The organism is Pseudomonas sp. IPO3747, assembly GCF_013385245.1.
Classification (GTDB): domain Bacteria; phylum Pseudomonadota; class Gammaproteobacteria; order Pseudomonadales; family Pseudomonadaceae; genus Aquipseudomonas; species Aquipseudomonas edaphica.
Map to the genome: position 1 here is coordinate 599,682 of NZ_JACAQL010000022.1, position 11,282 is coordinate 610,963.

Consider the following 11,282-nt stretch of genomic DNA (forward strand, 5'->3'; position numbering starts at 1 on the left):
ATGTCAATTCGCCAACCCTGCCCACCCGGCGTCTGCGCTTGCGACCGCGAACAGCTGTTACAAGCGCCCGGCGCCGACCTGCGCATTCTCAGCCTGACGCGTCAGGAAGAAAAAAAGCTGGTCGAGCGCCTGGAAAACCTCCAGAGCCTGCAAGACCTGGAATACATGCAACAGAAGATGTTCGAACTATTGGGGATCCGCGTGCAGGTAGCGCCGGGGCACACCGAGGTCAAGAGCATGCGCGGCATTCAGATCAACATCGATGAGCAGCCCGGCCTGTGCCGCAAAACCCGCCAGGCGATTCCGGCAGCGATTCGCCGTGGCATGGAGAAGCGCCCGGAAATCGCCTACCGCCTGTTGGATGCTCACGATCTGTTTCGCGAAGGCTGACTAACCAGCCACCGTTTCGTGTGCAAACAAGCCCTGCCCTATGGCTTTCGCGGTGTGCAAGTGCGCCTGCGCAGCGCCGCTTTCCGAATCCAGCAGCAGCGTTGACGTCACCACCTGCGCCCCACAGTAATCAAAAATCCCGTAGTCGATTTGCGTGCGCATGGCCTTGGCATAACCGTGCCGATCAAACGCGCTTTCATCTGCCGCACCCAACGCCAGCAGGTGCACCTGCAAGTGCCGCAGTTTTTTCACCACCGGCGTATCGGGGCCGTAATCAATCGCCCAGCCGTTGACGAACACGCGGTCAACCCAACCTTTGAGCAGCCCCGGCAGGGACCACCAATAAATCGGAAACGCCAGCACCAATGCATCGGCGCGGTCGATGCGCGCCTGCTCGGCGAGCACATCGGCGGGCGGCTCAGCGCGAGTGCGGTGTACGAGGTGGTCAGCGGCGGTATAGCGCGGATCGAAGCCTTCGGCGGCGAGGTCGGCAACCTCATAAGTGTGGCCGCCCGCCGTGAGCCCGGCCGCCACTTGCGCGGCGAGGCTATGGGTGAGGGATTGCGGGTCGTGATGGCCTACAACGATCAGTGCGTGCATGACATTGACTCCATTTCGGGCTAGGCTGGGCGCTAGCTACTTTTAGTAGGTTACGCACCTTAAGTTACTTTTGGTATATAAGCATGTCAAGCGCTGAATCCCCTGCCCCACGCCGCCGCCTGTCCCGCGAGGATCGCCTGCGCCAATTGCTCGACATGGCCTGGCAACTGGTACGCGAAGAAGGCACCGAAGCCCTGACCCTGGGCCGCCTGGCCGAGCTGGCGGGCGTCACCAAGCCGGTGGTCTACGACCATTTCGTCACCCGCGCCGGCCTGCTGGCCGCACTGTATGAAGACTTCGATAGCCGCCAGAACCAGGTGTTTGCCGATGCGCTGGACTCCAGCGCCGCGACCGTGCAGGAGCAAGCCTGGGTCATCGCGTCGTGCTACGTCGATTGCGTGTTGTTGCAAGGGCGGGAAATTCCGGGGGTGATTGCCGCCTTGAGCAGCTCGCCGGAACTGGAAACGCTGAAGCGCAAATACGAGGCGATCTTCCTGCAAAAGTGCCGCGACGCACTGGCGCCGTTCGCGCCCAACGGCACTGTTTCCCAGGCAGGCTTACGCGCCATGCTGGGTGCCGCCGAAGCCTTGTCCCAGGCGGCCGCCAGTGGTGAGATCAGCCGTGAGGAGGCGCAGCAGGAGCTGGTGGCGACGATTCTGGCAATGGTCAATCGCGGCTGCGTTTAACTAATTCTTCGCGCACAAGGAATCAAGCGCCGCGACACCCCGTGAAAGCGTAGCCCTCACAGGGTGTTGGGAGTGACCATCTCATTAACCTGTATCTGACGATACGGGCCTCTGTGCAATCAGAACGAGATCTTCTTGCTGCCGACGCCAGGCAGCAGATCACTGCCGCCCCTACGCGCCGTCAACATTTGGCTGTGCGCGCTGAGGTCCTTGGCAGACTGCTCATTGACCTCAGGCTTTTGCGCCGGATCGAATTGTTTTGCATCGCTCATTTCCAGGCTCTTCGGCCTGCCCATCATCTGAGACATCTCAAAATTGCCGTGTACAGATTTAGCGTTGAAGCCGCCAATGTGCATAGATAGAACTCCAATTCAGGTAGAAAGACTGCTGCAACTGCGTTGATCAGCGAGCCTTCTGTGGCGACAATTCCTTATTGAGTTCCAGGCTTTTCACACACGGAACTAGTTTAGAAATAAAATCATGGCCGCCATGGGTAGCGGCCTGATGTAATGCAACCAAACATTACAGCCCTATGTATAAATAAGTATCTTTAGAAATCAACGGCGAAGCGCAACGTAGGAAATGCCGATCAGAACTATCTGATACACCTCTGTAAAAACACACCAAAAACCTATGAAAAACACTATTATTCAAAAAACAGAATTGACAATCACCAGTAGGCACACATACGATTTAAACGCGTCACAAACCTTTGGAGACAACAACCCTGAGATGATATATACAATTACAGAGCCGACACTATCTTAATGCGTCAAGAGTCGGCATAACATAACCCCCCTAAACCTTAATGGACGCAGCCTCATAAATAGATTAAGCAACCTGTATCGCTTCGCGAGCGAGCACGACCTCGATAGCTTCGTAATTGAAGACAAACTTTTTCTGAACTCAGATAGACATCATGAAAACGTCAAGTAAGCTTATTTGTGTGCAAGCGCTTTCCAGCCTCTCACTATGGCTTGATATTTTTTTGATTTTCACGATCCCCGTCTATTTGTGGCATGCCTCGCCTTCGTCGATAGCGCTCCTGGCTTTTTGCCTAGGTGCCCCCATGTTGTTTCTAGGCCCTATTGTCGGAACGCTGATAGATCGACATGACGCAAGGAAAACACTGGCATTTGGGGCTTTAGTCCGCACACTGTCTACTTTAGCCCTCGCAGTCTCTCCAGATCTTAAGATTTTTTTGCTTTTCGTTATCTTGAAAGGCGTATCAAACTTATTCTACTTCCCCTCAATAACCATTATGGTTCGGCAACTGATAGTTGCTGATGAGCGCAAATCTTTTTTTAGCTACATCAGTGTATTTGACCAATCCACAAAAATACTTGCGCCGTTACTAGCAGGTATATTGACGATAATATTATCACCAAAGGACTTATTCTTTTTATCAGCCGCTGCCGTTCTTTTGACCTTTCCACTCCTGAGGTCTATCTGCAGGGTCTTCCAACCGAAAATCATCGACGCCTCCACGAACCCCCTTCCACTCTATCGTGACATAGCAAGAGGAATTGCAATATTCAATACCTTACCCTTTCAGCTACGCATCGGCTTTTTGTACTCCCTACTCACTTCACTTGCTTTAGGAATCTACGACCCGCATTTGGCATCCTTCTTAGCCTACGAAGGTTTACCTTCAGTTAATTTCTCAGTCATCGTCTCCGCAACAGCGGCTGGCGCGATAGGCGCCGCACTGCTGGTAAAATTCAAGTTCAGCCATATCGATGAACTGCTACTCCGGACACATGCACTGGTTGTTTTCTCCGCCGCATTAATCCTGACCGCGACCTTAGTATTTTTCCAAGTACCTGGAAGAGCCTATATCTATCCACTGGCTTGGTTTCTTAATGGCTTCGGCCATGAAACACTAATAATATCCTCAAATATAATCCTTCAACAATTATGCCCTCCTGACACTATCGGAAGGGTATCCATGTCTTTCAGAAGCGTCCAAATTTTATGCGTTATAATCGGACCTTCTTTAGGAACACTAATAATAATCGCAGGTGGTCGCCCAGCCCCCTTTATTGTGTCAGCCGGCATAGCATTTTTAACTGCTTCAGTGTCAATTGCCGTCTATTTATATGTGTGCAGAAAACAAGCACATACCCCGGTTAATTAGTACGATCATTCCGATTTGCTGCACCCAATAAAAAACCTCCCAAGAGAGTTTTTTTGAATTCAGTCCCGATACTCACTTACAAACAGCTGTACCTTACGCCCCAATTGATCCAAATGCCGATCCCGCTGCTTCTCGGCATCAACCATCGCGCGCTTGCCGTGTTTTTGCAGCAAGTAGGTATGAATCTGTCGCACCTCCAGCGAGCTATAGATCGCAGCCACGTCCAGCACGCCCATCAAGCCATCGGTGCCGTAATCGCGGGTGTTCATCAACACTTGGGTGCCGCGTGCGCCACGCACCTGAAAGCCGAGCGCTTGGAACGCCGGCACTTTTTCCACTGAGCAGGCCAGCTCTGCGTGGGGGTAATGCGCCAGCACCTCGCCAAGCATCGCGCGGGCCACGCCCTGGCGCCGGTGCCCGGCTTGCACCGCCATGAAGGCGATGCCACAGGCGTGCGGATCGTCCTTGACGGGCAGGTACAGGCAAAAGCCGATCACCTGTTCGTCCCGCATCGCCACCACCAGTTCAACCGCGATGCCCTTGGCGCCATTCAGCGCTTCAAGGTACAGGTGCACCTCAAAGCCGACGGCATATTGATAGATGTTGTAGAGCAGGTTGCTCGGCGGCAACGCCACACTGCTGATGTCGGTGAGGTTGTCCACCACCATCTGCAGGATCTGGCTGTTGATCGGCTCGGGGCACGCGGTGGTGTAGCGGGTAAGGCTGAACATGCAAATTCCTGGGTTTAGCGTCAAGGCAGCGGTGATTGTACCTGCTGCCCGCACACCTGGCGCAAACAGCCGCGCAACCAGCGGTGGGCCACATCGGCATCCAGGCGTGGGTGCCAGAGCATGGCCACGGTGAACGGCGGCACGACTATCGGCAGCGCGAAGCTGTACAGCCCGTCGCGCTGATGGGCGGTGTAGCGTTCGGGCACGCTGGCGATCAGGTCGGTGTCGCGGGCCAGGGCGATGGCGGTGGCAAAGCCGGCGACGATGGTGCTGATCTCCCGCGTCAGGCCCAGCGCTTGCAGGGCGTCGTCGACCTGGCCACGGTCCAGCCCACGGCGTGACACGTAGACATGCTGGCCCTGGGCAAAGCGCTCGGCGCTGACTTCACCCTGGCTCAGCGCATGGCCGCTGCGGACCACACCGATCAGTCGGTCACGGAACAGCGCCTGGGTCAGCAGTTCGGGACTGGCGCTGGCGTCGACCACGCCAATCGACAGGTCAATACTGCCCTCGCGCAGCAGCGCCGAGTCCTTGTCGCTCTTGTCGACGAAACGCAGGCGCACGCCCGGCGCTTCCTGGGCGATACGCGCGAGCAACGCCGGGCCGAGGTTTTCGACAAACTCCTCGCTCGAGCGCAGCGTGAACGTGCGTACCACCTGGCCCATGTCCAAGGTTTGCGCAGGGCGCAGCACCGCCTGGGCCTCCTGCACCAAACGGCTGACGTGTTCACGCAGTTCGACCGCCCGCGGGGTCGGCACCAGCCCGCGCCCGGCGCGCACCAGCAAGGGGTCACCGGTGGTTTCACGCAGGCGTGCCAGCGCGCGGCTCATGGCCGAAGGGCTCAGGCGCAGGCGCCTGGCGGCAGCGGCGACACTGCCCTCGCTAAGCAACGTATCCAGGGTAATGAGCAAATTCAGGTCGGGCATACGTGTTCCTTATCAGGCGTTTGATGCAGGTATTAGCTGCAACCCATGCGTCTTCCGCCATATTAGGCCACGCCGTAGAGTTGTGTCAGTTGCCTTCACTCAAGGAATCGTCCATGCACAACTCTTCACGCGCCGCGCTCGTCAGTCTGTCGCTATCCATGTTGCTGGCCGCTTTGGGCACCAGCATCGCCAATGTCGGCCTGCCCAGCCTGGCCCAGGCATTTGATGCATCCTTTCATGCCGTGCAGTGGGTGGTGCTCGCCTACCTGCTGGCGATCACGGCGGTGATTGTCGGTGCCGGCCGCCTGGGCGATCGTTGGGGGCGCCGACGCGTATTGCTCGCCGGCTTGCTGCTGTTCGCCGTGGCGTGTGCACTGTGCGCGGCAGCACCATCGCTTAAATGGCTGATTGCCGCGCGCGCCCTGCAAGGCCTGGGGGCGGCGAGCATGATGGCGATGACCCTCGGGATGGTGGGCGACACGGTCACCAAGGCGCGTACCGGGCAGGTGATGGGTTTGCTCGGAACGATGTCAGCAGTCGGCACCGCCATGGGCCCCAGTGTCGGCGGCGTGTTGCTGAGCCTGTGGGGCTGGCGCGCGTTGTTCGCGGTCGGCGTACCCTTGGGCCTGTTGGCCGCCGCCCTCGCCTTTTATTACTTACCGGCAGACCGCCAGGCCGGCGCCCGCGAATCGGCAGGTGCTTTCTGGCAGCCTTTGCAAGACCCGTCGCTGCGGGCCGGGTTGGCGATGAGCGCGCTGGTGGCGGCAGTGATCATGGCCACGTTCGTGGTCGGGCCGTTTTACCTCTCCCGTGGCCTGGGGCTCGACCCCGCCTGGATGGGCCTGGCCATGGCCCTCGGCCCCTGTGTTGCGGCGCTGACCGGTCTGCCGGCGGGCCGCCTCACCGATCGCCTGGGTAGCCATCGCATGACCCTCGCGGGCTTGGGGGTGATGGCCCTGGGTGCCCTGTCGCTTTCGTTGACCGCGGGACTGCTCGCTTACCTCGGCGCCCTGATCCTGCTCACAACAGGCTACAGCCTGTTTCAAGCCGCCAATAACACCGCGGTGATGAGCGATGTCGCGCCGACACGCCGAGGAACCGTCTCTGGCCTGCTGAACCTGTCGCGCAACCTGGGACTGATTTTCGGTGCCTGGGCCCTGGGCGCGGTATTTGCCTGGGCCAGCCCCGATGTGGCCCACGCAGCGCCGCCCAGTGTTGCCAATGGCTTGCATGTGACCTTCGCCATGGCGTTGGTCTTGATCGTCACCGCCAGCACGTTTGCCTGGGGGCGCAACCGCGCCACGATCTGCCCGCAGAACACCCGTTGAGGCAAAAAAACAAAAAAGGCGTTGCCCCAAACCGGGTTACTTCGCGCATCATGGGCACTTTCAAGCTCAAGGGTAACGTCCATGCGCGTGCTGTCATTGATGATGGGTCTGACGACGCTGGCCGCCAATGTGGTGTTCTGCGCCAGCGCGATGGCGAATGAAGAAAGTCAGTTAGTGCAACAGATCAACGAATACCGCAGCCACGTACAACGCTGCGGCAACCAGGGTTCCCAGGAACTGCCACCGTTGGCCAGCGATACGCGGCTGGTGCTGCCGGCCACCAATGTCGGCGACTTGCAGCAGGCGCTCGCGCGGGCCGCGTACCCGATGGTGAATGTGCAGGCCATCAGCCTCTCCGGCCCCAAAGACGCCGAGGCGGCGATGAAGGCCGTGCGCGAAAGCTTCTGCCGCGTGGTGCTGGACCCGCAATTTGTCGATATTGGCGTGAGCAACAGCGGCCAGGACTGGCGCATCGTGCTGGCACGCCCGCTGCTCACCAGCGGCCTTGGCGACTGGCAGACCGAGGGCAAAAAACTTCTCGATCTGGTCAACACCGCCCGTCAACAACCACGCCAATGCGGCACCCAGGCGTTTAGCGCGACCACGCCGCTGTCGTGGAATGACGACTTGGCCAGCGCCGCCAACAGCCATTCGCGCAACATGGCTAATGGCAATTTCTTCGACCACCTGGATCATGACGGCCGCACGCCTGGCGATCGTGCGGAACTGGCCGGGTACATCGCAAAAAACATCGGCGAAAACATCGCCGCCGGCCTCGACAACCCGCGCAAGGTCGTGGACGGCTGGCTCGCCAGCCCCGGGCATTGCGCCAACCTGATGAACCCGCAATTTCGTGAATTGGGCGCGGCTTACGCCATGGACCCCAAGAGTGATGCCGGCATTTATTGGACGGGGGTTCTCGGCGCGCAATAGGCGTCTTAGGCCCGACTGCAGGCCTATTCATTTGTATAGAACATCAAATTGCTATCACCTGAATAATCGTGCTGAACTGGCAGCATTCATTCCGGTCTGTTGCTTGTTAGCCTGACCGCTTCAGGCCCTCGACAGACCGTGGTAAACAAGGTGTTTTCGCAATGATGAATTGGCTGCAAAGCAGCAGCGAAATGGCTGAGCGGGTTCGCCAGCATGACTGGGCGAACACGCCACTAGGCCCGCTGGAGCAGTGGCCCGACGTGCTCAAGACCACCGTAGCGCTGTGCTTCGCATCGAGCTTTCCCCAGGCGATTGTCTGGGGGCCGCAGTTGATCACACTCTACAACGATGCATTCATTCCGATCCTGGGCACCAAGTCCGACCCGTTGGGGCGCCCGTTCAACGAGGTGTGGCATGAGGTGTGGGCGGATATCAGCCCCATCGCCGATGCCGCCTTCCAAGGCCATGCCACCTACATCGAAAATTTCCCCCTGGTGATTGAACGCGGCCCGACGCGGGAACAGGCGTACTTCACCTTTTGTTATAGCCCGATTCGCGACCCCGAGGGCAAGGTAGTCGGCATTCTCGACACCGTGTCGGAAACCACCACCACAGTATTCCTCGCCCGTCGCCTGGCGGTATTGGAAGCCATCAGCCACACGGTGGCCAATGCGGCAGATGCCGAAACCATTCTGAGCAGCACCACTCAATTGGTCGCCGAACATCTGCAGGTGAGTAACTGCGCCTACGCCGATATGGACGCCGATGAAGACGGCTTCACCATCCGTGACAATTGGACAGCCCCCGGTTCGCCCAGCATTATCGGCTGCTACAGCCTGGCGGCTTTCGGTGAAACGGCCGTCAACTGCCTGCGGGCCGGTGAGCCACTGGTGATCCATGACAACCTGCGCGAGCTGCCACCAGAAGAGTCAGCGTCCTTTCAGGCATTGGGCGTCAGCGCCACGATCTGCATGCCACTCATCAAAAATGGTCGGCTGACGGCCTTGATGGCGGTACACGATAAAGTCCCACGGCTGTGGTCGAGCTACGACCTGGCTTTGCTGCGCGAAGTCACCGAGCGCTCCTGGGCGCATATCGAGCGCGTGCGCGCCGATGCCCATGTGCGTGAAGGGCTGGCAGCCTTTGCCGAACTCAACACCACCCTGGAGCAGCGTGTCGAAGAACGCACCCTGGCGCTGGCCCAGGCCGAAGCCGCTCTGCGCCAGTCGCAGAAACTCGAAGCCATCGGCCAGTTGACGGGTGGCGTGGCCCATGACTTCAACAACCTGCTGACCATCATCCGCTCCTCGGTGGATTTTCTACGCCAGCCGGGGTTGTCCGAAGAGCGCCGCCAACGCTACATGAGCGCGGTGTCCGACACTGTCGAGCGGGCCAGCAAACTCACCAGCCAACTGCTCGCCTTTGCCCGCCGCCAACCGCTGAACCCGGAAGTTTTCGATGTGAGCCTGCGGGTCAAGAACATCGGCGAGATGCTCGAAAGCCTCACCGGTGCGCGTATCCGCGTGCAGTTGGAGTTGCCGCAGCGACCGTGCCATGTGCGCGTCGACTCCAGCCAATTTGAAACCGCCCTGATCAATATCGCGCTCAATGCCCGCGATGCCATGGAAGGTCAAGGCACCCTGACCCTGCGCGTCGCCCACATTGCCAGACTGCCGCGTATCCGTGGCGATGCCGAATCAAACCAGCCCTTTGTGAGCATTGCCTTGGCCGATACCGGCAGCGGCATTGCCGTTGACACCGTCGAGCGCATTTTCGAACCCTTCTTTACCACCAAGGCGGTGGGCAAAGGTACCGGGCTTGGCTTGTCCCAGGTGTTCGGGTTTGCCAAACAGTCCGGTGGCAACGTCGACGTCACCAGCAACCTCGGCCAGGGCAGCGTGTTTACCCTGTATCTACCCGAGGCCGAGCCTGTGGCGGTGCAGGCCTGCCCGGTCCAGGAAGATCAGAGCCCGCTGCCCGCCACTGCGGCGCGCCACATCCTGATAGTCGAAGACAACCTCGAGGTCGGCCGCTTTGCCAACCAGATCCTGCAGGACCTGGGTTACCGCACCACCTGGGCCACCCATGCCGAGCAGGCACTGGCACTGGCCGGCCCGGACGGCATGGCGTTTGACGCGATTTTCTCGGATGTGGTGATGCCAGGCATGACCGGCGTGGCCATGAGCAAACTGCTGCGCCAGCGCCGCCCCGACTTGCCGGTGGTGCTCACGTCAGGCTACAGCGAAGAACTGGCCGACAGCGGTTATGAAGGCTTCGAATTCCTCCCCAAGCCCTACTCCGCCGACCAAGTGGCGCGGGCATTGGCCAGGTCGATGCTCAAGGAGTGAGGCGCTACTGCGCGACGGCCACCTGATTACGCCCCATAGCCTTGGCGCGGTACAGCGCTTTGTCGGCGTTGTTCATCAGGCTGTGCAAGTCCTGATCAAGGCTGCGGGTAGTGGCCACACCGAGGCTGGCGGTCAAGCCCTTCACCGGTTCACAGGTCAGGCCCGAAATCGCCTGGACCAGTTGCTCGGCGATGCCTCGCGCGGTTTCCAGTGAGGTGTTGGGCAGCAACACCGCGAATTCTTCACCACCGAGCCGACCATAAACATCGGCCTGGCGAAACGACGTGCTGATCACCCCGCCAATCTGGCGCAACACCTGGTCGCCGGCCTGATGGCCGTAGGTGTCGTTGATGTCCTTGAAATGGTCCATGTCCATCATCAACGCGCTCAGCGGCTGCTGGTGGTGGTGGCAATGCGCGTACAGCAGGTGGGCCTGTTCGAAAAACGCGCGACGGTTCATCAGCCCGGTGAGCTCGTCGGTCTGGGCAGCACGCGTGGAGATATGGTGAGCACGTTCCATCTGTCGGGTCAGTCGGAAGGCTTTTTCCAGCGCATCCGAGAGCTTGCGCGTGGCACTGACCACAAAGGTCGAGAACACCAGCACCGCGATCGCCACACCTACTTGCATCGGCGCCGGCTGGAACAGCAACCACAGGGTGCACGGCAACAGTACCAGCGCCATGGAGCCCAGGGTCATATAGCGATAGGCCGAATAACACGAAACCGCGCTCACTGACATGCCCACGGTAAACAGCATGACCAGCACCTGGGAAACACGATCATCCGTCGGCATCACGGCCAGGGCGCCGAGGCCCCAGGTGCCGGCTGACAGCATCAGCGTGACCCAATAGCGGCGCTCCCAGCGCCGGGGCGTGCGCTCGCTGTCGGGGCAGCGAAACCAGTCGGTGAACAGTTTGACGCGCACCAGCGATGTCACCGCCAGCAACCCCAGCCAGACCAGCATGACCTTGTGGTCAAACCGGCCCCAGCACAGCCAGCAGAGCATGACAGCGCCCAGGTAGCTGCCGAAAATAGCCGAGAACGATTGGCGAAACAGCTGGTGCAAACGGTCGGTTCGCACCTGCTGTTCGATGAGTTCATCCGGGTCTTGCCCACGCCCAAGGCCGTTCATGAAATGCGCCTGCTTCGACTGCCACGACAAAGGCGCCATTGTGGCACCCTGCCAGTAGTGCGGACAACAGA

General features: G+C 59.4%; 11 protein-coding genes. 6 read left to right on the forward strand and 5 right to left on the reverse strand.

Annotated features, from left to right (window positions below; genetic code table 11):
• The gene (locus HX790_RS24160; protein WP_017139114.1) at positions 1-390 is read left to right on the forward strand and encodes a hypothetical protein; all 390 of its coding nucleotides are present in this window, start codon (positions 1-3) and stop codon (positions 388-390) included.
• On the opposite strand, the gene HX790_RS24165 is transcribed toward HX790_RS24160, so the two are convergent.
• Positions 391-990, reverse strand: coding sequence for an NAD(P)H-dependent oxidoreductase (locus tag HX790_RS24165; RefSeq protein ID WP_138450232.1), 600 nt, complete (start codon positions 988-990; stop codon positions 391-393).
• An 83-nt stretch (positions 991-1,073) separates the two neighbouring features.
• Here HX790_RS24165 and HX790_RS24170 point away from each other — a divergent pair, with 83 nt between their 5' ends.
• The gene (locus tag HX790_RS24170) at positions 1,074-1,676 is read left to right on the forward strand and encodes a TetR/AcrR family transcriptional regulator (protein ID WP_176992289.1); all 603 of its coding nucleotides are present in this window, start codon (positions 1,074-1,076) and stop codon (positions 1,674-1,676) included.
• 119 nt (positions 1,677-1,795) lie between these two features.
• Here the strand turns inward: HX790_RS24170 and HX790_RS24175 are convergent, their stop codons facing one another.
• Complete coding sequence (locus HX790_RS24175; protein ID WP_017139116.1) at positions 1,796-2,032, reverse strand: hypothetical protein; 237 nt, start codon at positions 2,030-2,032, stop codon at positions 1,796-1,798.
• A gap of 563 nt (positions 2,033-2,595) precedes the next feature.
• Here HX790_RS24175 and HX790_RS24180 point away from each other — a divergent pair.
• The gene (locus tag HX790_RS24180; protein WP_218174718.1) at positions 2,596-3,813 is read left to right on the forward strand and encodes an MFS transporter; all 1,218 of its coding nucleotides are present in this window, start codon (positions 2,596-2,598) and stop codon (positions 3,811-3,813) included.
• Positions 3,814-3,872: 59 nt separating this feature from the next.
• Here HX790_RS24180 and HX790_RS24185 read toward each other — a convergent pair whose 3' ends face one another.
• Both HX790_RS24185 and HX790_RS24190 read right to left on the reverse strand, forming a co-directional pair.
• Positions 3,873-4,544 carry a GNAT family N-acetyltransferase gene (locus tag HX790_RS24185; RefSeq protein ID WP_170038400.1) on the reverse strand — a complete coding sequence of 224 codons (672 nt, stop codon included), beginning with the start codon at positions 4,542-4,544 and terminating at the stop codon, positions 3,873-3,875.
• Between the two features lie 20 nt (positions 4,545-4,564).
• Complete coding sequence (locus tag HX790_RS24190) at positions 4,565-5,470, reverse strand: LysR family transcriptional regulator (RefSeq protein WP_176992290.1); 906 nt, start codon at positions 5,468-5,470, stop codon at positions 4,565-4,567.
• A 113-nt stretch (positions 5,471-5,583) separates the two neighbouring features.
• Between HX790_RS24190 and HX790_RS24195 the strand changes: the two genes are divergently transcribed.
• The 3 genes from HX790_RS24195 to HX790_RS24205 all read left to right on the forward strand — a co-directional run bounded on the left by HX790_RS24195 (position 5,584) and on the right by HX790_RS24205 (position 10,079).
• Positions 5,584-6,798: an MFS transporter gene (locus HX790_RS24195; protein ID WP_176992291.1), complete on the forward strand. Its 1,215-nt coding sequence runs from the start codon at positions 5,584-5,586 to the stop codon at positions 6,796-6,798.
• 81 nt (positions 6,799-6,879) lie between these two features.
• The gene (locus HX790_RS24200) at positions 6,880-7,731 is read left to right on the forward strand and encodes a CAP domain-containing protein (RefSeq protein WP_017139121.1); all 852 of its coding nucleotides are present in this window, start codon (positions 6,880-6,882) and stop codon (positions 7,729-7,731) included.
• A 161-nt stretch (positions 7,732-7,892) separates the two neighbouring features.
• On the forward strand, positions 7,893-10,079 hold the full coding sequence (locus HX790_RS24205) for a GAF domain-containing protein (protein ID WP_176992292.1): 2,187 nt from the start codon (positions 7,893-7,895) through the stop codon (positions 10,077-10,079).
• A 4-nt stretch (positions 10,080-10,083) separates the two neighbouring features.
• Here the strand turns inward: HX790_RS24205 and HX790_RS24210 are convergent, their stop codons facing one another.
• Positions 10,084-11,250, reverse strand: coding sequence for a GGDEF domain-containing protein (locus tag HX790_RS24210; protein ID WP_017139123.1), 1,167 nt, complete (start codon positions 11,248-11,250; stop codon positions 10,084-10,086).
• Positions 11,251-11,282: the final 32 nt, after the last annotated feature.

Bases quoted from the DNA above. Each gene is read 5' to 3' on its own strand.
- HX790_RS24165 (WP_138450232.1), bottom strand. From the start codon at position 990: ATGCACGCACTGATCGTTGTAGGCCATCACGACCCGCAATCCCTCACC.
- HX790_RS24160 (WP_017139114.1), top strand. From the start codon at position 1: ATGTCAATTCGCCAACCCTGCCCACCCGGCGTCTGCGCTTGCGACCGC.
- HX790_RS24170 (WP_176992289.1), top strand. From the start codon at position 1,074: ATGTCAAGCGCTGAATCCCCTGCCCCACGCCGCCGCCTGTCCCGCGAG.
- HX790_RS24185 (WP_170038400.1), bottom strand. From the start codon at position 4,544: ATGTTCAGCCTTACCCGCTACACCACCGCGTGCCCCGAGCCGATCAAC.
- HX790_RS24175 (WP_017139116.1), bottom strand. From the start codon at position 2,032: ATGCACATTGGCGGCTTCAACGCTAAATCTGTACACGGCAATTTTGAG.
- HX790_RS24210 (WP_017139123.1), bottom strand. From the start codon at position 11,250: ATGGCGCCTTTGTCGTGGCAGTCGAAGCAGGCGCATTTCATGAACGGC.
- HX790_RS24190 (WP_176992290.1), bottom strand. From the start codon at position 5,470: ATGCCCGACCTGAATTTGCTCATTACCCTGGATACGTTGCTTAGCGAG.
- HX790_RS24195 (WP_176992291.1), top strand. From the start codon at position 5,584: ATGCACAACTCTTCACGCGCCGCGCTCGTCAGTCTGTCGCTATCCATG.
- HX790_RS24180 (WP_218174718.1), top strand. From the start codon at position 2,596: ATGAAAACGTCAAGTAAGCTTATTTGTGTGCAAGCGCTTTCCAGCCTC.
- HX790_RS24200 (WP_017139121.1), top strand. From the start codon at position 6,880: ATGCGCGTGCTGTCATTGATGATGGGTCTGACGACGCTGGCCGCCAAT.
- HX790_RS24205 (WP_176992292.1), top strand. From the start codon at position 7,893: ATGATGAATTGGCTGCAAAGCAGCAGCGAAATGGCTGAGCGGGTTCGC.